Origin of the sequence: Achromobacter sp. Bel (genome assembly GCF_012928505.1) — a bacterium.
Classification (GTDB): Bacteria; Pseudomonadota; Gammaproteobacteria; order Burkholderiales; family Burkholderiaceae_B; genus Achromobacter.
The window spans coordinates 25943-51644 of the sequence record NZ_JABBJN010000042.1; the positions used below are offsets into that span (position 1 = coordinate 25943).

Consider the following 25702-nt stretch of genomic DNA (forward strand, 5'->3'; position numbering starts at 1 on the left):
GGTATGAGACAGGTCTGGCTCAACTGCCATGCCGCCACGATGGCGGACGGGGGATATTCGGCGATTGAGCGCGCCGCCATCGTGACGCGCGCAGACCGCATCGAATGGGTCGGCCCGGAAGCGGATCTGCCCGTCGTCGATGCTGCGCAGGTGCATGACCTGGGCGGCGCCTGGGTCACGCCGGGGCTGATCGATTGCCACACGCATCTGGTGTTCGGCGGCAACCGCAGCCTGGAGTTCGAACAGCGGCTGCAAGGCGTGGACTACGCCACGATCGCGGCGCAGGGCGGCGGTATCGCCAGCACCGTGCGCGCCACGCGCGCCGCCTCGGAAGACGCGCTGTACTTCAGCGCGCGCCAGCGGGCCTTGCACTTGCTGGAGGACGGCGTTACCACCCTGGAGGTCAAGTCAGGGTATGGCCTGGACCTGCCCAACGAACGCAAGATGCTGCGGGTGGCGCGGCGGCTGGGCCAGACGCTGCCATTGACGGTTCAAGCGACCTGCCTGGCCGCGCACGCCCTGCCGCCGGAATATGCCGGGCGCGCCGACGACTACATCGACGAGGTCGCGCGCCGCATGCTGCCCGTGCTGGCGGCGGAAGGCCTGGTCGATGCGGTTGACGCGTTCTGCGAGCACCTGGCGTTTTCACCCGAGCAGGTCGAGCGTGTCTTCAAGGCCGCGGCGCATCTGGATCTGCCGGTCAAGTTGCATGCCGAGCAGTTGTCGTCCTTGCACGGGGCGACGCTGGCGGCGCGCTACGGCGCCCTGTCGGCCGACCACCTGGAATACCTGACGGAAAGTGATGTGGTGGCGATGGCGCAAGCGGGCACCGTGGCGGTGCTGCTGCCGGGCGCCTTTTACGCCCTGCGGGAAACCCAGCTGCCACCGTTGGACCTGCTGCGCCGGCACGGCGTGCCTATCGCGATTTCAACCGACCTGAATCCGGGGACCTCGCCCGTGCTGTCCTTGCGGTTGATGCTGAGCATGGCCTGCACGCTCTTTCGGATGACGCCCGAAGAGGCGCTGGCCGGCGTCACCACGCATGCCGCCCGCGCCTTGGGATTGCAGGCGACCCATGGCGTGCTGGCCGCGGGCAAAGTCGCGGACTTCGTCGCATGGAATGTTGCCCACCCGTCGGAACTGGCCTATTGGATTGGCGGTGATCTGCCCAAGCGGATTGTCCGGCATGGCGGCGTGGTGGACGTGTCGGCGCTGCACTGACCCGCGGCATGATCCGCTTGGCCGACCGCCCGCAATGACCTGGCGCGGCGCCCTGCGGCGGATTCGGACCAACAGGCGCCCGATCCGGACCAGATGCGCCGTCGCGCCGCCGTTTTCCCTTGAGGCGTTCTACGATGTCGCACGGCGGCGCCCGATGGCGGGCGCGTTGCGACAGCGTAGGGGCAAACGTATGCGGATCTGCATGATGGAAGGGCCGGTGGACCTGGCGCCGGAAGGCGCCACCTGGGATGGCATCGCGGACCGCATCGGTGAGCTGGCGCCCGACTTGCTGGTCACCAACGAGATGCCGTTTGGCCCGTGGTTGGCGGCGCTGCCCGCCTATGACCCGGCGCTGGCGGCCGAATCGGTGCGTATCCACGAGGCCGGGTTGCGCGCTCTGGCGGCGCTAGACGTACCCGCTATCGTGTCGTCGCGCCCGGTGCCGGCGGGCGGCCGTCTGGCCAACGAGGCCTTCGCGCTGCAGGGCGGGCGCTACACCCCATTGCATCACAAGCAGTACTTTCCTGAAGAGCCGGGCTTCTTCGAAGCCACCTGGTTCCAGCCCGAGATGCCGGGCTTCGAGGTCTTTGAGGTGGGCGGCATCCGCCTGGGCGTGCAACTGTGCACCGAGCTCATGTTCAACGAGCGCGCGCGCCGCTATGGGCGCGACGGGGCCGAACTGATCGTGGTGCCGCGAGCAAGCGGCGCCTCCGTCGGGCGCTGGTTGACGGCGGGCGCGATGGCGGCGCTGGTGTCGGGCTGCTATGTGGTCAGCTGCAACCGAGCAGGTCGCACGGCTGACGGGCAGGTGTTCGGCGGCCGCGCTTTCGCCTTCCGGCCCGACGGCGAACCCCTGGCGCAGACGACCGACAGCGAATCGATCGTGGTGATCGACGTGGACCCGGCCCGGTCGCGGGCGCAGCAGGCGCTGTACCCCTGCTACGTGCGGGAGTGATGCGGGGCGGCAAGGGGGCGCGACGCGGGTCGCCTATGTCTTCGGCCCGCGCCGGCCCGCGGCTCAGGCGGCGATCGCGACGGCCCGCTGACCCGTTATGAGCGCGGGTAGCCGGAACGCGCTGACCGCCTCTTGCAGCCGCTGCGCCTGGGTCTCCAACGACGACGCGGCCGCCGCAGCTTCTTCGACCAGTGCCGCGTTCTGCTGCGTCACCTGATCCATCTGGTTCACCGCCGTGTTGACCTGGTCGATGCCGGTCACCTGTTCCTGTGAGGCGGTCGCGATGTCGCTGACCAGCAGCGTCAGGCGTTCGATGGTGGCCAGGATCTCTTCCATGGTGCGGCCAGCGGCTTCGACCTGCGCCGACCCCGCCTGCACCGTGGCGCCGGATTCGCTGAGCAATTGCTTGATTTCCTTGGCGGCGCTGGCACTGCGTTGCGCCAGCGACCGGACTTCCGCCGCCACCACCGCAAAGCCCTTGCCCTCTTCACCCGCCCGGGCGGCTTCCACCGCCGCGTTCAGCGCCAGGATGTTGGTCTGGAAGGCGATGCCGTCAATGACGCTTACGATGGCTTCGATGCGGCCCGCGTCCTGCGCGATTGCGCGCATGGTACTGACCGCTTCCTTTACCGCCTGGCCGCCGCGCTGGACCACGTCGCTGGCGGCCGTGGCCATCTGGTTGGCCTGGCGGGCGTTTTCAGCGTTGCTGGTCACGGTGGACAACAATTGCTCCATGCTGGCCGCGGTCTCTTCCAGTGAGGCCGCCTGCTGCTCGGTGCGGCTGGACAAGTCCTGGTTGCCAGCGGCGATTTCGCTGGATCCGGCATTGATCTCGACCACGCCGTCGCGCACGGCGTGGACCGTGCGTACCAGGCTGGCCTGCATTTCTTGCAGGTAGGGGATGATCTGGCCCACGCAATTGTTGCCAAACGGGGCGATGGGCGTGGTCAGGTCGCCGTTGGCGATCCGCCGGAAATGGCCCTTGATCGCGTCCAGCGGCCGCCGTACGAACGCCACGACGTAGCGGTCGCCCAGCGCCAGCAGCAATAGGCAGATGCCCAGCATGACCCCCATCCCGATGTAGGCGTGCTGGCGTTTGGCGGCGGCATCCTCCCACAGCAGGGTTTCCCGCTGCTTGGCATAGGCCTCGTAATTTTCGATGCTCTTGCCGAAAGCGCGGCTGGCTGTCACGACGGCGGTGGCCGCATGCGCGCGGGCGCGGGCAATGTCGCCGGCCTCCAGGTGCTGTCGCTGCACGGCGATACCGCCGGTGACCAGGGCGTCGAACCCGGACTGCATGGCTTGCAGGATGGCGGGTGGGGCGTCTTTGCGCGCCAGGTCTACGAATATCGTTTGCTGGCGCCTGGCCTCGTCCAGTGCGGCGTCGATGCTGCGTCCTTCTTCCGCCGCCTGGGCGGCCTGGCCGTCGCGGGCGTATTCCAGCTGGCGCGACAGCCGTAGCCGCGCGCGCATGATCTGATCGTTGACCCGGGACAGGGCGGAGACTTCGTGAAGGAGTTCGCTGCTGGCGGCGAGCGCTTCGCCGGCGCTACGCAGACCATTGACGCTGATGGCCGACAGACCGGTGACCAAGGCGCTGATCATGAGCAGGGTGCACAGGATCATGCGGCGGATAGTGATGTCTTTCAAGAATTGTGTCATACGAGTCGTACCCCTGATACAGCGAGTGCTGCATCAGCAACAACGACCCGGTTTCAGCGATATTTAGCCGCTGTTTCACAACTTACGAATATATCGGCCAGATGCCCGTATATATCGGAAAATAACGCAACATTGTTGCTTTTTAGCGTTTTCACGCGGCGAAACGCAAGCGGGAAAAGCTGGCGATGCAGGCCAGCGCGGCGCACAAGCCGCCCAGCCACAAGGCGGCGATCGCGCCGTGTGTCGTAGACACGTGAAAGCACGCGGCTACCAGCGCCGCGCCGCTGGCTTGCCCCAAGAGGCGAACGGTGCCAATCATGCCGCTGGCGCCACCCGCCCGGGAGGCGGGCGCCGACGTCATGATGGCGCGCAGGTTGGGCGACTGGAAAAAGCCGAATCCCGCGCCGCAGATGGCCATGCGCCACGAGATGTCCCAGGCCGACGGTGTGGCGGGCATCAAGGCCAGCAGCACCATCCCCAAGGCCAGCAGCGCCAGGCCGACGCCGCCCAGGATGCCGGCGGGATAGTGGTCGGACATGCGCCCGGCGATCGGCGCCATGATGGCCACCACCACCGGCCAGGGCGTGATCAGGAAACCGGTATGTACCTGGCTGTAGCCCAACACGGATTGGAACAGGAAGGGCAGCGATACGAACGCCAGCGCCTGCGCCGCGAAGGCGCAGACGGCCGTGGCGGCAGACAGGGCGAACAAGGGCCTGCGCAGCAGGTCCACGGCCAGGATCGGTGCGGGATGGCCAGCCTGCCGGCGCATCAGCAGCCACAAACTGGCAATGGCGCCGCCCCACTCCAGCGCGATGCGCGCCCAGGGCGCGCCGTGCGCCAGTTCATTCGAGCCCAGCACGAACAGGCCCAGCGTCAGCGCGCACAGCAGGGCGGCGATGCCGTCAAAGCCGTGAGGCGCACGGGCGGTCTCGGGCAGGCCGCGCAGGGCCAGCACCGCGGCCACGATACCGATCGGCACGTTGATGAGGAACAGCCAGTGCCAGGATCCCAGCAGCAGGATGGCGGACGCCGCGGTGGGGCCGGCCGCGAACGACAGGCCGACCACCATCGCGTTCAGGCCCAGCCCGCGGCCAAGCATGTGGGACGGGTAGATGAAGCGCAGCAGCGCGCCGTTCACGCTCATCACGCCGGCCGCGCCCAGGCCTTGCAGGATCCGCGCCACGACCAGCGCCGGTAGCGACGGCGCCAGGCCGCAGGCCAGCGACGACAGGATGAACACCGCAAGCCCTACGATGTAGACGCGCCGGTGGCCCAGGATCTCGCCCAGGGCGGCCGCGGGCAACAACCCCGCCACCATGGCCAGCTGATAGCCGCTGATGACCCAGATCGACCCTGCGTCGCTGGCTTGCAGGTCGCGCGCGATGGTGGGCAGCGCGGTGTTGGCGATGGCCGTGTCCAGGCTGGCCATGCAGACCGCCAGCATCACGGCCAGCAGCGCGCCCAGGCGTTCGGAAGCAGGCAAGCCGGCGCCAGCCGGATAGACGGTATTGCGGGAGAACGAGAGCATGGGCGGGGGGCGGGCGAGGCTTCCGGGCGGAACGTCCAGAATCAGGAGGACTGATTCTAATGCCGCATCGGGATTCAACGCTTCGTCAGGGGCGGGCGCGGCCGCGCAGCATGTCGGCCAGTTCCGTGTAGCAGCGTTGCACGGCGGCACGGGCCTGCGTTTCGGGAGCACGGGTCATCAGGCAGATGCGGCGTGTCATCTGCGGGCGCTGCACGGGCACGATGGCCAAGCCGTCGCCGCGCTGGCCTTGCGTGTACAAGCGCGAGATCAACCCTACGCGCAGCCCGGCGCGCACCAGGCTGTAGAGCGTGTCGGTGTAGTTCAGCGTGTCGGTCGCGGCCAGGTCGGCGCCCTGTTGGCGCAGGGTAGCCACGATCATCTCGTAGGTGCTGCCGCGCGACAGCACGGCCAGCGGCTCGTGCTTCAGGTCCTGCCAGGTGACCGCGCTACGGCGCGAGAGCCGGTGCGTGTCGGCCAGTACCGCCACCAGCTCGTCTTCGGCGACGAAGGCGGCGGCCACGCCGGGTTTCAGCCCGAAATCCAGCCCCAGGCCGATATCCAGTTCACCGTTGTCCAGGGCGGACATCAATTCATCGTTCAGGTGGTCGCTCAGGACCAGCACGGTCTCGGGATGCCGTAAGCGCCACTGCGCCACGGCCGGCGCCAGCAGGTGCATGGTGGACGGGATGCAGCCGATGCGCACCGTGGCGGCCTGCGTGTCCAAGAGGCGCTGCAGATCGTCGGCGCCTTGGGTGTAGGTATTGAGCAGCCATTCGATTTGAGCCCGGGCGGCCAGCCCGGCCGGGGTCAGGCGCACGTGGTGGGTGCTGCGTTCGAATAGCGCCACGCCCATCAGCGTTTCCAGTTCGCGGATGGCCGAGGACAGCGCGGGCTGGCTCAGCGCCAGCGCCTGGGCGGCGCGGCTGAAGCTGGCGTGGCGCGCCACCTCCTTGAAGCCGCGCAACTGGCGCAGGGTGGGCTGGCGCGGCGGCGTGGCCGGGCGGTCCGGGTCGGGGCGCTTGGTCATAGATTTACCTGATGAATCTATAAAAATATACCATTTCAGTTATTACCCGGAGCTGGGTAGGATGGCGCCGTCGCCTTCCTGCGCGCCCTGCCTGGGCGCGCGTATCCGTCCCGATCGCCCTCACCATGTTCAAACGCCTGTTCCTGTCCGTCTCCGCGCTGGCGGCCGCGCTGTGCATTGCCCCTGCCGCCTGTGCCCAGACGCCTTGGCCCGGCGCGAAGCCGTTGACGCTGATCGTGCCGTTCAGCCCGGGCGGCAATGTGGACACGACCGCGCGCCTGGTGGCGCAGAAGCTGTCGGAACGGCTGAACCAATCCGTCATCGTGGACAACGTGGCGGGCGCGGGCGGCGTGCTGGGCGTGGCCCGGGCCACCCATGCCGCGCCGGACGGCTACACGCTGGTGATGGGGTTTGACGGCCCCATCAGCGTGGCGCGGCTGATCAATTCGGCCGTGAAGTACGACGCCGAAAAGGACCTGACGCCGGTGGCCCTGGTGACGACTGCGCCTGTCGTGCTGCTGGCCCGTCCGGGCCTGCCGGTGAACAACATGGGCGAGCTGATCGCGCTGGCGCGCGCCAAGCCGGACACGCTGACGTTTGCGTCGTCGGGCGTCGGCACCGTGCTGCACCTGTCGATGGAAGTGATGCAGGACCAGGCCAAGGTGAAGCTGGTGCACGTGCCGTATCGAGGCGGGGCGCAGATCACCAACGATGTGATGGGCGGCCAGGTGGACCTGGGCCTGCTCGTCACCACCAGCGCCACACCGCTGGTGCAGCAGAACAAGCTGCGCGCCCTGGGCGTGACGTCCGCGCAACGTGTCGCTACCCTGCCGGGCGTGCAGGCGTTCGGCGAAACGGCCGAACTGAAGGGCTTTGAATTGAACACCTGGATGGGCGTGTTCGCCCCCGCGGGCACGGACCCGCAAGTCGTGGGGCAACTGAATCAGGCCGTGAATGCCGTGCTGAAGCTGGACGACGTGCAAAAGCGCCTGGCCGAGGGCGGCGCCATCGCCGGCGAGGGCTCGCCGGCGGACTTCGCTGAATTCCTGAAAAAGGAAAAGGCCGTCTACGCGCACATCGTGAAAAGCGCCAATATCCAGCAGGAATAAGGCTGCTGACTTCCCAAGGATGCCCGACGACATGAACGATTCCGCGCTTGGCCCCGTGCTGCCTGAAATCCAGGCGATCCAGCAAGAAATGGTGGCGCTGCGCCATCAGATCCATGCGAATCCCGAACTGGCCTATCAGGAGGTCGCCACGGGCGATCTGGTGGCCGAACGCCTGGCGGCCTGGGGCTATGAGGTACACCGTGGCCTGGGCGTGACCGGCGTGGTCGGCACCTTGCGCCGGGGGGCGGGCGTGCGCCGCCTGGGCCTGCGCGCCGACATGGACGCCCTGCCCATCCACGAGACCACGGGCCTGCCCTACGCCAGCCAGCATCCCGGCAAGATGCACGCCTGCGGGCACGACGGGCACACCGCCACCCTGCTGGCCGCCGCTCGCGGGCTGGCGCAGCGCGGAAAGTTCGACGGCACCGTGCACCTGATCTTCCAGCCCGCCGAAGAAGGCCACGGGGGCGCGCAGAAGATGATCGCCGACGGCCTGTTCGACCGCTTTCCGTGCGACGCCGTATACAGCTTTCACAACGAACCCGGCTATCCGGCTGGGCATTTCGGTTTCCGCTCGGGCGTGATGTACAGCTCGTCCGACACCGTGGTGCTGACGGTCAGCGGCGTGGGCGGGCACGGCGCGATGCCGCATGTGGCGGTGGACCCGATCGTGGCCGCCGCCAGCATTGTGCTGGCCCTGCAGACCGTCGTGTCGCGCGAGGTCGATCCCAACGATATGGCGGTGGTGACCATCGGCGCCATCCACGGTGGCGATGCGCCGAACGTGATTCCGAAGTCGGTGGAAATGCGCCTGACCGTGCGCGCCCGCCGCCCCGAAACGCGCGCCCTGCTGCGCGAACGCATCACCGCGATCGCCACGGCGCAGGCCGCCGTGCACCGCGCCACGGTTCAGGTCGACTACCGGTGGCGTTATCCGCCGGTCGTCAATGACCACGGCGCAACGCAGTTCGCGGCCGCCGTCGCGCATGACTGGCTGGGCGCGCAGCGGGTGATCCCCGACCTGCAACCGTTGCAGGCCAGCGACGACTTCGCCTTCATGCTGGAAGCCGTGCCGGGCAGCTACTTCATCGTCGGCAATGGCGAGGGCGAAGGCGGCTGCATGGTGCATAACCCCGACTACGATTTCAACGACGGCATCCTGCCGGTCACGGCCAGCTACTGGGTGAAACTTGCCGAGCGCTTTCTGGCCGCCGACGCACCCGCGTTTTGAATCCCGCTTGTTCCGTATGACTGTCTCCCCTGCATCGCCCGCCGACCCCGCATCGGCTTTTGACGCCACCACCGGCTACTGGCAAGACATTGTCAGCGCTGGTGCGCTGCCCATCCCGCTCGAACCGCCCTATTCCCGCGGCTATCCCGCGCGGCTGCCCGATGGCCGCTACTTGGTGCTGCCCCTGCGCGGCGTGCCGGGCGATCCCGACCGTTGCGTCGCGTCGCTGATCGCCAACCACGCCAGCCTGGATGTGGTCGACGCGCTGGCCGGATTCATGGCGGACCGGGCGCGCGCGTTCCAGGCGGACGTGGTCGTGGGGCTGCCCACGCTGGGCCTGGCGTTTGCGCCCCTGGTGGCGCGCGGGCTGGGTTTTACGCGTTACGTGCCGTTCGGCTATTCCCGCAAGTACTGGTATGACGAAAGCCTGTCGGTGCCGGTGCGTTCCCTGACCACGCCCGAGGCTGGCAAACGCCTGTATGTGGACCCGAATCTGGCGGGCAGCCTGCGGGGCCGCCGCGTGCTGGTGGTGGACGACGCCGTCAGTACCGGGCAGACGATGGTGTCCGCGCTGACGCTGCTGGCGCGCTGCGGCGCCGAGGTGGCGGGCATCGTCGTGGCGATGTGCCAGGGCACGCGTTGGCGTGGGAGGCTCGTCGACGCGCAGGGCGCGCCATTGCCGGTGGCCTGCGCGTTCGAGTCGCCGCGCCTGCATCGGGTCGCGGGCGGCTGGGCGCCGGAGCCCGGCGCTTAAAGGCGCTCGGGCGCGGGCCGGGGCTTGACCGGCCAGAACAGCGTGGCGGGCCGCTGCCAGATGCGTTGCCGCACGCCGGCGGACAGCGAATCGCGGTCGCCGCGGCGCAGGTTGCGCGATCGCAGCGCCACGTTGAACGCCAGCGCGAAACTCACGACCACATTCAACACGCCTGTCATCGCGGTGCCGGCCAGGGCCATCCAGAACACTTGCGTGTGCACGACTTCCCATCCCAGCGTGCCCAGCGCGGTGCCGATCTGGCCGGCGCTGAGCGTCACGTGGCGCACTTCCACATGCGGGCCGAAGAAGCTCACGATGGCGGGGCCCAGGCCCAGCATCAGGCCCAGCGACACATTGCCCGCGATGCCCGAGATATTGCGCTGCCAGAAGCCGGCCCAGCGCGCCGCGCCGCGTTCGCCGAACAGGTGCCGCGCGCGCCGGTTGTACGCCATGACGTCATGCACGCGGTGCAGCGCGAACCAGTTGTCGGCCCAGCCGGCGATCAGGCTGGACAGCCACAGCAGCACGCCGGTGGCGGCCGCATAGAGGGGGGTGGCGCCCCAGATCGAGAACGATGCCAGCGTTTCCTGCGCCTTGTCCGCGCTGATCAGCGGCCGGTCCAGGCCGTTCACGGCGATCCATTGCACGGCCCAGGCCAAGGGGAAGACCACCGCCAGATTGCCCAGGATGGCCGCCGCGTTGGAGCGGATCATGGACAGCGTGTCGTCCAGGAACGCCTCGCGGCCTTCCGGCGTGTAGGCGTCGTCCAGCCGATGGGCCAGCGCCGGCCCCGTCATCGCGGGCTGCTTGGTGGCCAGCGTGAAGTGCGCGAAGTGGATGACGAGGAAGCCGCCCGCGTAGTTCAGCGATGCCAACAGCCCTTCGATGAACTTGTCCAGGTGCAGCGAGACGATAAAAAACTTCAGGTAGACCGTGAACACCATGACGAAGCCGCCGCCTAGCGACGCCTTCAACATCGTCAGGTATTCCACGGTGTCGCGCGCGATGTAGTGCTCGCCGGTTTCGGCGGTGCGCTCCATCACCCGGCGCGCCAGTTGCGCGAACGACGAGGCCGCCAGATGCCGGATGCTGCTGCGAGCCTGGGTGGAACGGATCAGCTCGGCGGTCAGGTGCACGTATTTGTGGCGCTGCGTCGGGTCCACCCACACGCTCAGCAGCAGCTCGATGCGAGCCAGGCGCAGCTTCATGCGTTCGATCTGGAACACCACTTCGACGGATACGCCGTTCTTCTCCAGTTCGTCGTAGACGCCTTGCGTGGCGGTGCGGCAACCGTCCAGCAGCGCGCGGAACATGTTCAGCCGGCGGCCGAAGACCTCGCGCGGCGTGTCCGGTCCGCTGTCGCACAGTTCGGACGCGGCGGCCGCCAACGCAAAGAACGGCGTGTCCTGCACGCGGCCGGGCAAGCGCGAGCGGATGTCTTGGGCGAGGCCGGTCGCGCGCACCTGGCTGACCAACACCTGGATGCTGCTGGTCAGCGCCTGCTCCAATCGCGGGGCGGGCGGCTCGGGGGCCATCGGGTCCGGGCGAGCGAGGCCGTCGCCGTGGCGGTACAGCGCGCGCATCCGGGCCAGCGTGTCGTCGTCCAGCGATTCGATCCAGTGCGCGTCGCCGGCGCGGCGGAAGATCAGCGAGAACAGGTTGAACATATCGCCGCGGTTGGGCGGCGGCGGCAGCAGCCGCGCCTGCGCGCGTTCCCAGAATTCCCCCCAGAAGCCGGGGTGCGACGCCACGCCGGTATCGCACAGGAGCGAGGTGGGGTCATTGTCGGCCACCAGCGAACGCAATGTGGCGGCGACGGGGGCGGCGCGGTCCGGGTTGTGTTCCAGGACTTGCAGCAGGTAGCGCAGGCGCGCGTGCTGCGGGTGGCGGGCGGCGTCGGACGACGCCTCGGAGGCGGCGGACGCGGGGGCGGACGTGGCGGGCCGGCCGGGGCGGTCCAGCCACCGGCTCAGGTCCACCATCCACAGGTTGCGGTCGGCTAGCGGGGCATCGGGATCGGCGCTGGACAAGATGACGTCCAGCTGCGGGCCGCCATGCCGCGAGGTCCGCCACTTGCGCCAAAGGGAGGTAAGCATGGACGGGCCTCGCGGGTCATAGGGATTCGGGGTCTCGGCGCAGCGAGAAGCCTTGCGCTTCGTTCATGGCCAGGTAGCTGACGTTGCGCGACACCACCGGCGGCTTGTCGCCGCTGTGCAGGGCGCGCACTTGGTCCAGCACCATCTTGTCGGCCAGTGTCATGCGGTCGATCATGCGCAGGTATTGCATCCAGCTTTCCACCAGGAACACTTCGCGCCACACGCCTTCGCGTTCCAGGTCACGGAACAGCTGCCATTGCTGCGCGCCGTTGCGCAGGCGCAGCAGCCGCAACGGATGGGCGGCGCCGATCAGCGCGGACAGCTTGGGGTGTTCGATCAGGTATTCCACCGCGACCAGCACCGAGCCATGCTGGGTGTTGAATCCGGCCGCGGCCAGGGTCGGTTCGGTGCTGTCGACGCGCGCGAGCGATTGGGTGTCGACGTGTTCGGGCAGGCGCGAGCGGTACAGCAGGGCGACGGTGATGCCCAGCATGATGCCGGCGGTGCTGAGCGCGCCGGATACGCCCATGGTGCCGGCGAAGTGGCCCCACATGAACGAGCCCGCCGCCAATCCGCCGAAGATGGCGGTTTGGTAAAGCGCCAGCGCGCGCGCCTTGACCCAGTCGGGCACGAGCATCTGGACGGTAGTGTTGTAGGTGGCCAGCACGCCGATCCAGCAGCTGCCCGACAGCAGCAGCGCGGGGAAGACGATCCACAGGGTGCTGGTCAGGCCCAGCGCCAACAGGCAGGCGGCCAGCAATGCGGCGGCCACGGTGACCAGTCCACCGGCGCCCCAGGCGGCCTGCACGCGGCGCACGAAGGCGCTGCCCAGGATGGCGCCGACGCCTAACGCGCCCAGCATGTAGCCGTATAGCAGGGCGCTGCCTTCCTCGTGGTCATGGGCCAGCAGCGGCAGCAGCGCCCATAAGGCGCTGGCCGACAGGCCGAAGGCGAACGAACGCAGCATGACGACGCGCGTGACGGTGGAGTGCTGGGTGTAGCGCAGCGCGGCGACGACGCCTTCAAACAGGCCTTCGGGCGGCAGGCGGCGCACGGGCAGGTCGCGCCGCCAGCGCCAGATCGCCCAGATCAGGCCGCCGTAGCAGAAGCAATTCAGCAGGAACACCCAGGGCGCGCCCATGGCGCCCAGCAGCAGGCCGCCGATGGCGGGGCCGACGGCGCGCGCGACGTTGTAGTTGACGCTGTTGAGCAGGACGGCGCTGCCGACGTGGGCGCGCGGCACCTGTTCGCCAACCGCGGCTTGCCACGCGGGGGTGACGATGGCGCTACCGATGGCGATGCAGAAGACGGAGGCGATCAGCGTGATCGGGTGCAGCAGGCCGGCGAACGCCAGGATCGTGATGAAGACGCCGCCGGCCAGTTCCAGCAGCATGCCGGTCAGCATGACTTTGCGGCGGTCGTAGTTGTCGGCCAGCACGCCGGTCAGGATCGACAAGGCCACCAGCGGGAAGGCAGCGGCCACCTGGATCATGGCGACCATCAGGGGGCTGCTCTGTTCCGTGGTGATGATCCAGGCGGCGGCGACGGATTGCGCCCAGGTGCCCAGGTTGGCGAACAGATTGGCGATCCAGATGATGCGGAATGCGGGGAAGGCGAAGGGGGAAAGCGTGCTGACGGTAAGGGGAGCGGCGGGCGCAGCGGGGGCGCCGGGGGGGAGGTCGGCTGAGGGGGAGACGGGGGTGAGCATACGGGGCTCTGGGGCGTCTTTTTTTTGGGCGCCGGTAGGGCGTTTGGGGTGGGGTAATGGTACGCCTGTTGTGTTGCTGGGGTGTGTTTGGGTTTGTCGGGAGGTTGCCGGAAGGTCTGCGGTGCTGTGCTGCGGATCGGGTTCTTGCCTGGACGGTGGCGGCGCGTTCTTGGTCTGCCCGGCGTGGCGGTGGATAAGGGTGTGGGTAAGTCGGTGGATTGGGGGTGGATAGCCGGTGGATAGGCGGTGGATAAGACGGGATAACTGTTGGGGGCATAACGTTTGGTGACGCCTGTGTCGGGCGGGGTTTCGGGTTTTCCCGAGGATTTCTAGTACCCTGCTCCGTTGCCCCGGCCATGCTGGATCGCGGGCGTGATGGATGCGCTCGCTGGGCGCGTCCGCCCTTTCACTCTTTGTTGTTTGTTGCCATGACCCTGACGTTCAATGGGCGCGCGTTTGCCGCCCTGCTTGCCGTGACCGCCCTGTTGGCGCTGATCGCCTTGTATGGCGCGCCCTATCCGTTCTTGCGCGGATTCGTCGGGGATGTGGTGGCTGTCGGCTGGGTGTACCTGGTGTACCGGACCTTCCTCCGCGCGAGCGTGGGGGTGCTGGCGGTGGCGGCGCTGTTGACGGGGTATGCGGTGGAGTTCGGCCAGTACCTGGCGCGGCACAACGGGTGGCAGATCGAGCAGCCGGTGCTGCGCGTGGTGTTTGGCAGCGTGCCGGATTGGTGGGACGTGCTGGCCTACACCGTGGGGTTTGCGGTGGTGCTGGTGCTGGCTCTTGCGAATGAGCACCGCCAGCGCAACGCGGCGTTGCGGGATGCCCGCGCGCGGGCAAGCTTGCGCGCCCGCCGCTAAGCGGCGGGGCGTTTCGGCCGGAACGTGCGCTCCGGCGTCTTCCGATAGGTCAAGCCTGGCAGACCGGTTCGTCGTCGTTGCGACGGACCGCGGGGGCGCTTGCGCGCAGCGGCTGCAGGCGGGCGTTGCGGAACGGGGCGAACAGCTCGGCCCAGGACGACGGGAACAAGGGCGTGGCGTGGCGCACCGCGTCGCGGCGGGCGTAGTGCGTCAACAGCTGTTGACCGATCGGGGCGTCTCCCAGGGGATGGCGGGTATTCATGGTATTTCCGTATTGCATTGAAATTGTATTCATTGTACTAGCGGTGCCGCCGTGCGTCCACCCTTGCCCGTGACGGCCTTGCGCCCAGTCAAGTGATTGATCTGCAAAGGTATGTCCCTATTTATTCCTCGTTGCGCTTGCTTTCTCCGGGATTGCCCTAGCAGTTCAAAACGGTAGACGGTATACAATGTTCATCATGGCCGGGCTAAACCAGCCTGGATCCTCCCTCACTGGACTGGAGCGCGTCATGGCAGAACTGATGAACCGAGATGAATTCCGTACCGCGTTGGAAAACGCGATCAAGGGCAAGAGCGCCAACGCTTCGCCTTTTTCCATCGCCTGGGCCGAAGGCAAGCTCAGCCGCGAGCACCTGTCGCGGTGGGCCGAGAACCACTACCACTATGTCGGCCCGTTCGCGGACTACCTGGGCTATCTGTATGCCCGCACGCCCGACACCTATACCGAGGCCAAGGACTTCCTGCTGGCCAATATGTATGAAGAGGAAATCGGCGGCGACCGCCACACCGATCTGCTGATCCGTTTTGCCGAAGCCTGCGGCACCACCCGCGAACGGGTGACCAACCCGGACAACATGTCGCCCACCACGCGTGCGCTGCAAAGCTGGTGTTATGCCGTGGCCATGCGCGAAGACCCCATCGTGGCGGTGGCGGGCCTGGTCGTCGGGCTGGAGTCGCAGGTGCCGTCCATCTACCGCAAGCAGACGCCGACGCTGCGCGACAAATACGGCTTTACCGATGAAGAGGTGGAGTTTTTCGACCTGCACATTGTGTCGGACGAAATCCACGGCGAACGCGGCTATCAGATCGTGCTGGAGCACGCCAACACGGTCGAATTGCAGCAACGCTGCCTGAAGATCTGCGAAATCGGCGCCCAGATGCGGCTGCTGTACACCACGGCGCTCTACACCGATTACGTGCAGCACGAGATCAAGCTGCCCGAACTCGGCCTGGCCGCCTGACGCATTGGCCGGCGTATCCGGCCTAACCGGCCGCGCCGCAGGAGCGGCGCGGCCGGCCCGCAGCTCCTGGACGACAGACCATGCCTACCGTTGTATTCCATAAAGGCGGCCAGACCTACACCGACGTGGTGAAGGACAACACCAACCTGGTGGTGCGGGCCGGCATCAAGCAGTTTCCGTATCCGCACCTGCGCTACGAATGCGGCATGGGCAAATGCGCCAAGTGCGCATGCCGCGTGCTGGCCGGGGCCGAGCATCTGCCGCCCGTCAATTGGAAAGAGAAAAAGCAGTTGGGCGACCGCATCGACCAGGGCTATCGGCTGGCCTGCCAGCTGTGGCTCAGCAGCGACGTCGAGCTGCTTCAGGACCTGGAGGCATAGCGGCCATGGACTCCCTATACGTGATCCTGACGACCAAGCCCGGCGTGTTCCGCACCGAAGTGGGCGACGACGTCGACATCATCGAGACCTATGACTATGTGTTCTACGGACGCGCGCTGGCGGTCTTCCGCATTGCGCGGCTGCATGGCGACACGCGTCTGGTCGTGACGGAAGAAACGCCGCCCTATGTGGTGAACCGCGTGCCGTCCAAGTTCCTGGAGAAGTTCGCCTCGGTCGAGGCCGCCCGCAAGGAGCTGGCGCACCTGACGCGCTTTGGCAGCATGGAATCCACCTTGACGCTGCGGGCCGGTGCCGCAGTGGCGGAGCACTGAACGATATGGTCCAGATCACTTTCATCTCGAACGGCGGCAAGGTGGCCACCGCGCCCGAGAACAGCAATCTGCTGCGCGTGTCGCTCAAGGAAAAAGGCGGCATTCCGTTCAAATGCGGGGGCGGGCTGTGCGGCACCTGCAAATGCCGCATCGAAGAAGGGCTTGAAAACACTGACGCGGTCAAGCCCAAAGAGCGCAAGCACCTGCGTCCCGAAGACTTCGAAGCCGGCTACCGCATGGCGTGCCAGACGTTCGTGAACGGCGACGTGAAGGTGTCGTGGGTGGTGCAGAACGGCAAGGGAGTGGTGGTGGGCGTGGCGTCCGACCCGGTCCAGGCCGCCACCTGAACGCGTGGGCGGCGGCCGCGGCGGGCTTTACCGGATCAGTCCGCCGACCCGTGCTGCTGCGTGTCGGTATAGGCCTTGGCCGCGTTATGCACATGCTGGCTGGCCAGCAGCGCCGCCAGGTCGCCGTTGCCGGCGATGACGGCATTCAGGATCTGCGAGTGCTCATCCCAGTTCGCCTTGGCGCGATGCATGTTGCTGGGCGCGAACAGCAGCGCCGTGCGGTCGCGCAGTGAACGCATCAGGTCGGTCAGCACCATGTTGCCGCCGATGGTGGCCAGCATTTCGTGGAACTGCGAATTCAGCGCCAGGAACTTGTCCAGCTGTTCGCCGCGCGCGGCTTCCGTGCCTTCGCGCAGGAAAGCTTGCAAGCGTTCGACGGTTTTCGCGTCGCGCCGTTGCGCGGCCAGCTTGGCGTTCAAACCTTCCAGCGTGGCGCGCACTTCCACCATGTCGTAGGCCACCGCGTCCGACAGCACCGACACGGACGCGCCGCGGCGCGGCTCGATGGTGACGAGCCCCTCGGCCGCCAGCGCGCGCAGGGCCTCGCGCACCGGGATGCGCGACACCCCCATTTCCTCGGAAAGCCGGCCTTCGACCAGGCGGTCGCCTGGTGTGAATTCGCCACTGAGGATGCGTTCGCGCAGCTTGTCGCGGATGACGGCGAACAACTGCGGATGCTGCTCGCCGATTTTCAGCGGAGCGGAAGACTGCGTCTCTACGGCTTGCGGGCTGACGGGCGAAGTGGTCATGGCGAGCATGTCTGGATTAATGGATACAGTCTCCATTGTATTACCGGGTGTAGCCATGTGCCGTTGCCCAGGCGCCGCATCAGGCCGCCAGGAAGGCTTTGACCAGCACCCCCGCCGCGCCTAGCGCGCACACCGCCAGCAGCACGCTGCGCACGGCTTGCGGTGGCAACAGGGTGCGCAACCGGTTGGAGACCGCGAAACCGGCCAGCAGGAAGGGCGCCAGGCTAAGCGCCAGCCCGGCGTGGTAGCCCGTATATCGCTTGGCCAGCGCCAGCATGGCCAGCGAGAAGATCGATCCCAGGAACAGCACCACGCCCAGGGTCGCGCGCAGCCTCGGCGGCGCCGCATGTTGCAGCACGATGGCGATGGGTGGCGCGCCCACCGAGGTCATCGTGCCCATGATTCCAGAGGCCACGCCGGCGCCCGACACGCGCCCCGGCGTGGCGGTGAAACGCAGGCCCGCCACACTGAGGGCCACCGCGGCCAGGATCAAACAGGCGAACAGCACGCCCAGCGCCTGCGGCGCAAAGCGCGCCATGGCGTAGATGGCGATCAGCGTGCCCACCACGCGCCCGGCCAGCGCGTACGACACGGCGGACCAGTCGATGAACGCGCGTTCGCGCAGCGCCGTCAACAGCGAGATGAAGCCGCCCAGTGTCAGCAGCGGCCCGGGCGCCAGTTGCGGGAAGAACATCGCCGCCACCGGCGCCGCGAACATCGCGAAGCCGATGCCGCCCACGCCTTGCGCCAGCGCGGCGCCGAACACCACCAGGGCCATCGCGGCGTAGTGCCAGACATCGGGGAACGGCAGGGCGGACAGCATAGGGAGGTGGCCTTTTATGTATACGATAGTCTATCTGTGACTGCCGACAATTTCGACGTTTTGGAAAATATCAAGGGTAATCCCTTGATATTTGGCGGTAATTCATCCATTTTTCAGAATTATCGGTTTCCCTAGGCGCTGCATATTTCGATTGGTATGGCTCCCAACGAAATATAGTATACCGATTGTGGCGACCCAACAGCCACGTCACAAGGGGAATCTCGCATGCAATCCGACGTCGTGCTCAACGCTGCCCATTGGATGTACCTGCTTAGCGTTGCCGCGATCATCCTGACGATGATCTTGCGGGCCAACGTGGTGGTGCCATCGGTGATTGGCACGTTCTTGGTGGTGCTGGCCATCACGGGCAACCCGATCAGCGCGCTGATCGGCATTTTTTCGGCCAGCTTCGTGGCCGCCAAGGAGCTGTTCAATATCTTCCTGGTCATTACCTTCATGACCGCTCTGCTCAACGCGTTGAAGACCTTGCAGGCGGATGTGCGCATGGTGCAGCCGTTTCGGCGGGTGATGCGCGGAGGGCATTCCTCGTTCATCATCATCGCCCTCTGTACCTATGTGATTTCGCTGTTCTTCTGGCCGACGCCCGCCGTGCCGCTGGTGTCCGCCATCCTGCTGCCCGCGGCGATCGCGGCCGGTTTGCCGCCGTTGGCCGGCGCCATGGCCATCGCCATTGCCGGTCAGGGCATGGCGCTGTCGTCGGACTATGTGATCGGCGTGGCACCCAGCATCAGCGCCAAGGCGGCCGGCGCGGCGGTCAGCGCCGCAGTGGTGGCTGACCGTGCGCTGGTGCTGTCGCTGATCACCGGCGCCGTGGCGCTGGTGGCGGCCTATCTGCTGATCCGCAAGCACATCGTGCCCGCCAGCCCCGCATTGCTGGACGCCTGGCAGGCCCGCGCGCAGGACGGCAGCCTGGCGCGCATCGAACAATCGGGTTCGTTCGACAAGGCTGAACTGGCGCGCGGCACCATGGGGGCGGACCCGGCGCTGCCGCAAGGCTCCGCGCTGAGCGACGAGGAACGCCGCCGCGTGCGTTGGTCCAAGACGTTCGCGGTGGTGACGCCGCTGGCGTTCCTGGCCGTGATCGCCGTGATGGTGGTGCCGCGGCTGTTCCCGTCGGTGCCCGCCCTGCGCGGCGGCGACGCGGCGGCGCTGGTCGGCGGCGTGGCCTTTGTGGTGATGATGCTGGTGACGCTGGCCGCAGAAGGCCCGCGCAAGATGCTGGATGTGTGCCCCGAACACGTGACGGATGGCTTCGTCTTCGCCTTCAAGGCGATGGGATCCGTGCTTCCGATCGCGGGGTTCTTCTTTGTGGGCGCCAACGAAACCGCCGCGCAGATCCTGGGCGTGCCGCTGGCCCAAGCGCCTGGCCTGCTGTTCGAGGTGATCTCGGCCGGGCAGCACCTGATTCCCGAAAATCATTTCCTGGTGGCGTTCGGCGTGCTGCTGGTAGGCATGATCACCGGCATCGACGGGTCGGGATTCGCCGGCTTGCCGCTGACCGGCACGCTCTCCGGCGCGCTGGGCCCGGTGGTGGGCGTGGACCCGGCGACCTTGGCCGCCGTGGGTCAGATGGGCGCCGTCTGGACGGGGGGCGGCACTCTGATCGCGTGGTCGTCGCTGATCGCGGTGGCGGGGTTCGCGCGGGTGAACGTGCTGTCGCTGGTTCGCGCGCTGCTGCTGCCCGTGCTGCTGGCGCTGTCCGTTTCTACCATCTGCGCCGTCCTGATCTGGCGTTGACCCTGCCGGGTCCGGCCTGACGCCGTCCGAAGGGGCCCTGCGGGGCCCTTTTTCACGGACAGGCCTGGGGTTTCCACGTATCGTTGTAAAGTGATTAAAGTATACAATGTTCAGAAGCTATCTAAGACGACCGATTTCTGGCCACTCCCGTACAGGTAAAGGAAGCGCTTCCGTGGACGATCTCTCGCAGCAGGCATTCATGAACCATATCGGCGGGGCCTGGGTGCCCGCCGCCACCGGGCGGACGGCCCCAAACCTCAACCCGGCGGACACGTCCGACGTCGTCGGTCTTTTTCCGGTGTCCGACGCCGAAGACGCCCGGCGCGCGGTGGACGCGGCCGATGCCGCCTTCTCCGCCTGGCGCGACACGCCGATCTCCAAGCGGGCCGCCATCCTGTTTCGCGCCGCCCAGTACCTGGAGGACCATGCCGACGCCTTCGCCCGCGAACTGACCCGGGAAGAGGGCAAGGGCCTGAACCTGGCGAAAGACGAAGTGCTGCGTTCCGCTCAGACGATCCGCTTCTACGCGGTGGAAGGGCAAAGCTTCACGGGCGAGACCTTCGTCAACGACGATCCCGACATGGTGGTCTACAGCCAGCGCGAACCGCTGGGCGTGGTCACCGTGATCTCGCCCTGGAATTTCCCTATTTCGATTCCTGCCCGCAAGATCGCGCCGGCGCTAATCACCGGCAACACCGTGGTGTTCAAGCCGTCTTCCGACGCGCCCTTGTCGGGTTACCGCTTGACCGAGGCCTTTGTGCAGGCGGGCCTGCCCGCGGGGGTGCTGAATCTGGTGATCGGCCCCGCCGGCGCGGTCGGTCCGGCCATCACCACGGCCCGAGCGGTCCGCGCAATCTCTTTCACCGGTTCGACCGCCGCCGGCGAGCAGATCCACCGGGGCGCCGGTCTGACCACCCGCACGCAGATGGAGCTGGGCGGCAAGAATCCACTGATCGTGCTGGCCGACGCTGACCTGGACCGCGCCGTGGACCTGGCGGTGAAGGGCGGTTTTTCGCTCAGCGGCCAGGCCTGCACGGGCACCAGCCGCGTGCTGGTCGACGCCAAGGTGCGGCAGGCGTTCACCGACAAGCTGGTGGCGCGGATCCAGGCGCTGACCATCGGTAACGGGCTGGACGGCACCTTCGACCTGGGCCCGCTGGCCACGCGCAAGCAGCTGGACAACGTACTGAGCTACGTGGCGGTGGGCAAGGAAGAGGCCACGCACGTGTGTGGCGGCGACGCGCTGACCGGCCCAGGTTTCGACCGCGGCTACTACGTCACCCCTGCGCTGTTTACCGACGTGACGCAGCAGATGCGCATTGCGCGCGAAGAGATTTTCGGGCCGGTCATCGCGCTGATCGAGGTCGACGGCTATGACGACGCCATCGCCAAGGCCAACGACACCGAATATGGCCTGTCGGCCGCCATCGCCACCACCGATGCGCGCTATGCGCACCGCTTCGCCCGCGACATCCAGGCGGGCACGGTGAAGATCAACCGCACCACCACCGGCAACCTGATCAATGCGCCCTTCGGGGGGCTGAAGCACTCCAGCACGTCCACGTTCCGCGAATCCGGCCGCGTGGGCCTGGAGTTCTACACGCAGATCAAGACCGTCTACCGCGCCGGCTAAGGCGCGCACAACTGAAAAGGATATCCCTATGAAACAGATCTATCGCCTGGAACTGGAAGAAGCGCGCGTCATGGTGCGTGCGGCCATCGCCAAGTCGGAAGCGATCGGCGTGCTGGAATCCATCTGCATCGTGGACGACGGCGGCTATCCCATCGCCCTGGAGCGCATGGACGGCGCGCGCATCACCGGCCCGCAGATCGCCTGGAACAAGGCGTTCACGGCGGCGGGGCACAAGCGTTCGACCCATCTGTTCAATACTCCGCCCAACGGCCCGGCGTTGCCCGGCAACGAGGCCTTCGGCATCCAGTGGAGCTTCGAGGGCAAGTTCGCCGTGTTCGTCGGTGGCTTTCCCATTGTCGTGAACGACGAGGTGATCGGCGGTATCGGGCTTAGCGGCGGCAACGGCGAACAGGACACGCAGGCCGGCGTGGCCGCGCTGGCGGCACTGGCCGAACTGCTGGAGCCGCGCGGCATGAAAGTGCTGGTGCAGGCCGACATCAAGAAATAAGCGAGACCCGCCATGGCATACCGCGTGCACATCCTGGAAACCGGCGCCGCCTTCGACGTGGACCCCGGCGAATCGGTGCTGGAGGCCGCCGGGCGCGCGGACGTCAGGCTGCCGCATGAGTGCACCTTCGGCGGCTGCGGCACGTGCCGCATCAAGCTGGCCGAAGGTACCGTGCGCTATGACGAATTCCCCATGGCGCTGACACCTGAAGAAGCGGCCGAAGGCTACGCGCTGGCCTGCCAGGCACGGCCGGAAAGCGACCTTTGCATCAGTGTGGCCAGCAGCCGCCAGGTGTTCCCCGAACCGCGCCGGTTGGCGGCCATCGTGCAGCGCCTCGACGCCTATACCGACGACATCATCCATCTGACGCTGGCGCTACCAGAGGGCGGGCTGGACTTCGTGCCGGGCCAGTACATGAACGTGCTGCTGCCTGACGGCGAGACGCGCAGCTTTTCCATGGCGTCGGCGGCGGCCGGCCGCGAAGTGGACTTTCACGTGCGTCGCATTCCTGGCGGGCGCTACACCGACCATTGGCTGGGCCAGGCGCAACCTGGCGCGGTCCTGGATATCGAAGCCCCGCTGGGCGTGTTCAGCTATCACGAAGAAGACTGGCGGCCGCTCATCATGATGGCGACCGGCACCGGCATCGCGCCGATCAAGGCGATCCTGGAGTCCCTGCTGGACAAGGACGATTGCCCGCCCGTCAGCCTGTACTGGGGCATGCGCACCGAGGCCGACCTGTACCTGCAAGACGAGATCGCCGGCTGGGCCGGCCGGCTGTACGAATTCAATTTCGTGCCGGTGCTGTCGCGCGCGGGCCCGGGCTGGCAAGGCCGTCGCGGCCATGTGCAGGACGCCGTGCTGGAAGACCACGACGACCTGTCCGAACACGCGTTCTATCTGTGCGGTGCGCCCGCCATGATCCAGCAGGCCAAGCATCTGCTGGCCGGACGCGGCGCCAGCCTGGACCACATATACGCCGACAGTTTCACTTTCCAGCACGCGCTGGCGGCCGCCGGCTGATGCGACGGACGCGATAGGCGTATATGGCGCCGGGCCGTGCGGCGGCCCCTAGCGGAACACCAGCACGGGCAGGCGGGTCTTGGCCAGCACGCGTTGCGTCTCGCTGCCCAGCAGGAATCCCGTCATGCCGTGGCGTCCGTGCGAGCCCATGACGACCAGGTCGCAGCCCTGGGTCTTCGCGGTCTCGACGATCGCCTCGTGCGGGTGGTCATTGACCACCACGACGGTGGTGCAGGGCACCAGTGCATGGCGCGCTTCCATCTCCAGGCCGTCCAGGTACCCTTGCGCGTTCTTGCGCGCCTGATCGGTGTGATGCGCCTGCGTGGTGCCCAGCATTTCGGCCTGATAGACCAGCAGGTGGTCCTCCGGGATGGCGCGGATGAGGGTGATGGTGGCGCCCATTTCCTTGGCGAAAACGAGCGCGCGCTTGAAAGCCGATTCGGACAGCAGGGAGCCATCCACGGCGATGAGCAAGTGCCTGTACATGTTGCCTCTCCTTTAGGAAAAGGAATGTCGAGCAACGGCGAACCCAGTATAGGCCCGCCGTTGTCCGCAATCCAGCCCCGCATAAGGAGGAGGCCGTCAGGGTCTTCCCGGCATAACGTCATGCCGACTAAGTATTTTTCCGCATCCGCCCGCGATGACAGAATCCACTCTCACTCATCAGCCCGCTTCAGACGCGCGACCTCCAGGGAACCATCATGAGCATCATTGCATTGGCGGGCAGCCCGTCACCGCGTTCCCGTTCTTCCGCGCTGCTGCGCTACGCCATCCAGCGGTTGCGCTCACGGGGATTGGGCGTTGTGGAGCTAGGCTTGCGCGACATTCCCGCCGAGGCGCTGATCGAAGGCCACTATTCGGGCGCCGGGGCCACGGCGCTGCGCGCACGCGTGGCCGCCGCCGATGCGGTGCTGATCTCGACGCCGGTCTATAAAGCGTCGTTCTCTGGCGCGTTGAAGACGGTGTTGGACCTGTTGGACGAAAAGGCGTTCGCGGGCAAGACGCTGCTGCCGATCGCCTCCGGAGGCAGCCCTGCGCATCTGCTGGCGCTGGAGTACGGATTGAAGCCGGTATTGTCCGCCCTGGGCGCTCGGCACATCCTGACCGGCGTCTATGCCACCGACAAGCAAGTGCGGGTGGATGACGATAGCAGCGTTCATATCGACGAAGAGGTGCGCGGTCGCCTTGCAGAGTCGGTCGACCGCCTTGCCGAGCAGGTTCTGCCGCGTGGCGCCATGGCGCATGAAGCCTACGACCTGGGACGTCTTGCGCTTGCGGGCGGTTTCAGCGTTTGACTCCCGCTTGCGGCGATCGAATCCGTTGGGCGCCATGACGGCGCCACCCTTTCCCTTTCAGGAGCAAGACCATGAGCATTCAATCCATCAACGCCCGCAACCAGTTTCGCGGCAAGATCAAGGAAATCGTCCTGGGCCCGGTGGTGTCCGAGGTGGACGTGGACACGCCAGCCGGCATCGTCACGTCGGTGATCACCACGCGTTCCGTGAAAGAGCTGGACCTGCAGGTCGGCACCGAAGTGCTGGCCTTCGTGAAGGCGACCGAGGTGTCCGTCGCCAAACTGTGAACGCAAATAGATCGTCGGCGCTTTCCTTGCGCCGGCGTTAGGCATATATTGTCAGCGCGATATCCGGCGGTTTCCTCCTGGCTTGTAGCTTGAAGCTCTGCTTCATGGAGAACGGTTCATGCGTCGACTGCAACGGTGGTTCTTCGGCTGGTTATGCCTGGGGTTGGCGGCCTGCCTGCCCGCCATGGCGCAGACCAAGCTGGACAATGGAAAGCTGGATCAGTTGATGGCGCCCGTGGCGCTATACCCTGATGCGTTGCTGTCGCAGATACTCATGGGGGCGACCTACCCCGATGACATCGCCGCCGCGGCCAAGTGGTCGGCCGCGCACACGTCGGAATCCGGCGACAAAGCCGTCAAGGCGGTTGAAGGCGAAACCTGGGACCCCAGTGTCAAATCGCTGGTCGCATTCCCGTCCGTCATGGACATGATGGGCCGGCAGCCCGAGTGGGTGCAATCCGTCGGCGACGCCTTCCTGGCGCAGCCGGACGGCGTGATGGATTCGGTCCAGCGGCTGCGTGTGCAGGCAGAAAAGGCCGGCAACCTGAAGAGCACGCCGCAGCAGAAAGTCTCCACCAGCACCACCAACGACAAGACCGTGGTGGTCATCGAGCCGGCCGACCCGCAAGTCGTCTACGTGCCCAGCTACAACCCGACCGTGGTCTACGGCGCCTGGGCCTATCCGTCATATCCCCCTTACTACTATCCGCCGCCGCCGGGCTCGGTTTTCGCGACTTCGCTGGTGGCCGGCATCGGTTTCGGCCTGGGCGTGGCCGCCGTGAATTCGATGTGGGGCGGGTTCAATTGGGGTCATAACGACGTCGATATCGACGTCAACCGGTACAACAACGTCAACGTCAATCAACGCATCGACAACGCCCGGAACAACAACGTGTCCTGGCAACACAATCCGGCCAACCGCGGCAACACCCCCTATGCGGACCAGGCCAACCGCCAGCGCTTCGACAGCCAGCGTCAGGCGGGCCTGCAGAATCGCCAGGCGGGACAGCAAGGCGCGGGCCAGGGCGGCAGGGCCACGGTGGGCGCCGCTGCGCCGAATTCGCGTGATGCGGCCCGCGACCGCGCGGCGCAATCCTTCCAGGGGCGCACGGGGCAGTCGATTCCGGGCCATGCCGAACCGGGCGCCGGGCGGGGACAAGGCGCGGCACGCG

General features: G+C 66.9%; 26 protein-coding genes. 17 read left to right on the forward strand and 9 right to left on the reverse strand.

Annotation, left to right across the window (positions count from 1 at the left end; translation table 11 throughout):
• Positions 1–3 precede the first annotated feature (3 nt).
• Together hutI and HG262_RS22450 are read left to right on the forward strand one after the other, a co-directional pair.
• Positions 4–1221: an imidazolonepropionase gene (gene hutI / locus HG262_RS22445; RefSeq protein WP_169273124.1), complete on the forward strand. Its 1218-nt coding sequence runs from the start codon at positions 4–6 to the stop codon at positions 1219–1221.
• Positions 1222–1411: 190 nt separating this feature from the next.
• Positions 1412–2176 (forward strand): carbon-nitrogen hydrolase family protein, encoded by a 765-nt coding sequence (locus tag HG262_RS22450; protein ID WP_169273125.1) that lies wholly within the window; start codon positions 1412–1414, stop codon positions 2174–2176.
• 63 nt (positions 2177–2239) lie between these two features.
• On the opposite strand, the gene HG262_RS22455 is transcribed toward HG262_RS22450, so the two are convergent.
• The 3 genes from HG262_RS22455 to HG262_RS22465 form a co-directional block, all read right to left on the reverse strand.
• Positions 2240–3826, reverse strand: coding sequence for a methyl-accepting chemotaxis protein (locus HG262_RS22455; RefSeq protein ID WP_282437043.1), 1587 nt, complete (start codon positions 3824–3826; stop codon positions 2240–2242).
• A gap of 163 nt (positions 3827–3989) precedes the next feature.
• Positions 3990–5369 carry an MFS transporter gene (locus HG262_RS22460; protein WP_169273127.1) on the reverse strand — a complete coding sequence of 460 codons (1380 nt, stop codon included), beginning with the start codon at positions 5367–5369 and terminating at the stop codon, positions 3990–3992.
• 85 nt (positions 5370–5454) lie between these two features.
• A complete protein-coding gene (locus HG262_RS22465; protein WP_169273128.1) occupies positions 5455–6396 on the reverse strand; it encodes a LysR family transcriptional regulator in 942 nt (313 codons plus the stop codon).
• A gap of 125 nt (positions 6397–6521) precedes the next feature.
• Here HG262_RS22465 and HG262_RS22470 point away from each other — a divergent pair, with 125 nt between their 5' ends.
• Genes HG262_RS22470 through HG262_RS22480 form a run of 3 tightly spaced genes read left to right on the forward strand, consistent with a single transcriptional unit; the run spans position 6522 to position 9490 of the window.
• The gene (locus tag HG262_RS22470) at positions 6522–7505 is read left to right on the forward strand and encodes a tripartite tricarboxylate transporter substrate binding protein (RefSeq protein ID WP_169273129.1); all 984 of its coding nucleotides are present in this window, start codon (positions 6522–6524) and stop codon (positions 7503–7505) included.
• A 19-nt stretch (positions 7506–7524) separates the two neighbouring features.
• Entirely contained in the window at positions 7525–8736 is a 1212-nt protein-coding gene (locus tag HG262_RS22475; protein ID WP_169273130.1) for a M20 aminoacylase family protein, read from the forward strand.
• A gap of 16 nt (positions 8737–8752) precedes the next feature.
• Positions 8753–9490, forward strand: coding sequence for a phosphoribosyltransferase (locus HG262_RS22480; RefSeq protein ID WP_169273131.1), 738 nt, complete (start codon positions 8753–8755; stop codon positions 9488–9490).
• Here the strand turns inward: HG262_RS22480 and HG262_RS22485 are convergent.
• Positions 9487–11586, reverse strand: coding sequence for a site-specific recombinase (locus tag HG262_RS22485; RefSeq protein WP_169273132.1), 2100 nt, complete (start codon positions 11584–11586; stop codon positions 9487–9489). The genes HG262_RS22480 and HG262_RS22485 overlap by 4 nt on opposite strands.
• A 16-nt stretch (positions 11587–11602) precedes the next feature.
• Positions 11603–13294, reverse strand: coding sequence for an MFS transporter (locus HG262_RS22490; protein WP_169273133.1), 1692 nt, complete (start codon positions 13292–13294; stop codon positions 11603–11605).
• A gap of 428 nt (positions 13295–13722) precedes the next feature.
• Between HG262_RS22490 and HG262_RS22495 the strand changes: the two genes are divergently transcribed.
• Positions 13723–14154 (forward strand): DUF2809 domain-containing protein, encoded by a 432-nt coding sequence (locus HG262_RS22495; RefSeq protein WP_169273134.1) that lies wholly within the window; start codon positions 13723–13725, stop codon positions 14152–14154.
• A gap of 49 nt (positions 14155–14203) precedes the next feature.
• On the opposite strand, the gene HG262_RS22500 is transcribed toward HG262_RS22495, so the two are convergent.
• Complete coding sequence (locus tag HG262_RS22500) at positions 14204–14416, reverse strand: hypothetical protein (protein WP_169273135.1); 213 nt, start codon at positions 14414–14416, stop codon at positions 14204–14206.
• 247 nt (positions 14417–14663) lie between these two features.
• Here HG262_RS22500 and HG262_RS22505 point away from each other — a divergent pair, with 247 nt between their 5' ends.
• The 4 genes from HG262_RS22505 to HG262_RS22520 all read left to right on the forward strand — a co-directional run bounded on the left by HG262_RS22505 (position 14664) and on the right by HG262_RS22520 (position 16454).
• The gene (locus HG262_RS22505; RefSeq protein ID WP_105559541.1) at positions 14664–15395 is read left to right on the forward strand and encodes an iron-containing redox enzyme family protein; all 732 of its coding nucleotides are present in this window, start codon (positions 14664–14666) and stop codon (positions 15393–15395) included.
• Positions 15396–15475: 80 nt separating this feature from the next.
• Complete coding sequence (locus tag HG262_RS22510) at positions 15476–15775, forward strand: 2Fe-2S iron-sulfur cluster-binding protein (protein ID WP_169273136.1); 300 nt, start codon at positions 15476–15478, stop codon at positions 15773–15775.
• A 5-nt stretch (positions 15776–15780) separates the two neighbouring features.
• Complete coding sequence (locus tag HG262_RS22515; protein ID WP_169273137.1) at positions 15781–16107, forward strand: ferredoxin; 327 nt, start codon at positions 15781–15783, stop codon at positions 16105–16107.
• On the forward strand, positions 16104–16454 hold the full coding sequence (locus HG262_RS22520; RefSeq protein WP_169273149.1) for a 2Fe-2S iron-sulfur cluster-binding protein: 351 nt from the start codon (positions 16104–16106) through the stop codon (positions 16452–16454). The genes HG262_RS22515 and HG262_RS22520 overlap by 4 nt, the downstream gene beginning before the upstream one ends.
• Before the next feature lie 35 nt (positions 16455–16489).
• On the opposite strand, the gene HG262_RS22525 is transcribed toward HG262_RS22520, so the two are convergent.
• Together HG262_RS22525 and HG262_RS22530 are read right to left on the reverse strand one after the other, a co-directional pair.
• Positions 16490–17203, reverse strand: coding sequence for a GntR family transcriptional regulator (locus tag HG262_RS22525; protein WP_169273138.1), 714 nt, complete (start codon positions 17201–17203; stop codon positions 16490–16492).
• A 79-nt stretch (positions 17204–17282) separates the two neighbouring features.
• Positions 17283–18026 (reverse strand): sulfite exporter TauE/SafE family protein, encoded by a 744-nt coding sequence (locus HG262_RS22530; protein WP_169273139.1) that lies wholly within the window; start codon positions 18024–18026, stop codon positions 17283–17285.
• A 225-nt stretch (positions 18027–18251) separates the two neighbouring features.
• Here HG262_RS22530 and HG262_RS22535 point away from each other — a divergent pair, with 225 nt between their 5' ends.
• The 4 genes from HG262_RS22535 to HG262_RS22550 all read left to right on the forward strand — a co-directional run bounded on the left by HG262_RS22535 (position 18252) and on the right by HG262_RS22550 (position 22948).
• Positions 18252–19784, forward strand: a complete 1533-nt coding sequence (locus tag HG262_RS22535; RefSeq protein ID WP_169273140.1) for a hypothetical protein — start codon at positions 18252–18254, stop codon at positions 19782–19784.
• 172 nt (positions 19785–19956) lie between these two features.
• Positions 19957–21417: an aldehyde dehydrogenase family protein gene (locus tag HG262_RS22540; protein ID WP_169273141.1), complete on the forward strand. Its 1461-nt coding sequence runs from the start codon at positions 19957–19959 to the stop codon at positions 21415–21417.
• A gap of 28 nt (positions 21418–21445) precedes the next feature.
• Positions 21446–21925: a heme-binding protein gene (locus tag HG262_RS22545; RefSeq protein WP_006226812.1), complete on the forward strand. Its 480-nt coding sequence runs from the start codon at positions 21446–21448 to the stop codon at positions 21923–21925.
• A 12-nt stretch (positions 21926–21937) separates the two neighbouring features.
• On the forward strand, positions 21938–22948 hold the full coding sequence (locus HG262_RS22550) for a 2Fe-2S iron-sulfur cluster-binding protein (protein ID WP_169273142.1): 1011 nt from the start codon (positions 21938–21940) through the stop codon (positions 22946–22948).
• 48 nt (positions 22949–22996) lie between these two features.
• Here HG262_RS22550 and HG262_RS22555 read toward each other — a convergent pair whose 3' ends face one another.
• On the reverse strand, positions 22997–23434 hold the full coding sequence (locus HG262_RS22555) for a universal stress protein (RefSeq protein ID WP_169273143.1): 438 nt from the start codon (positions 23432–23434) through the stop codon (positions 22997–22999).
• A 215-nt stretch (positions 23435–23649) separates the two neighbouring features.
• Here HG262_RS22555 and ssuE point away from each other — a divergent pair, with 215 nt between their 5' ends.
• The 3 genes from ssuE to HG262_RS22570 form a co-directional block, all read left to right on the forward strand.
• Entirely contained in the window at positions 23650–24243 is a 594-nt protein-coding gene (gene ssuE, locus HG262_RS22560) for an NADPH-dependent FMN reductase (protein WP_169273144.1), read from the forward strand.
• 71 nt (positions 24244–24314) lie between these two features.
• Positions 24315–24530, forward strand: a complete 216-nt coding sequence (locus tag HG262_RS22565; protein ID WP_057286262.1) for a molybdopterin-binding protein — start codon at positions 24315–24317, stop codon at positions 24528–24530.
• Between the two features lie 118 nt (positions 24531–24648).
• Positions 24649–25702: DUF3300 domain-containing protein (locus HG262_RS22570; protein WP_169273145.1), on the forward strand; the 1054-nt coding region annotated here is incomplete at its 3' end.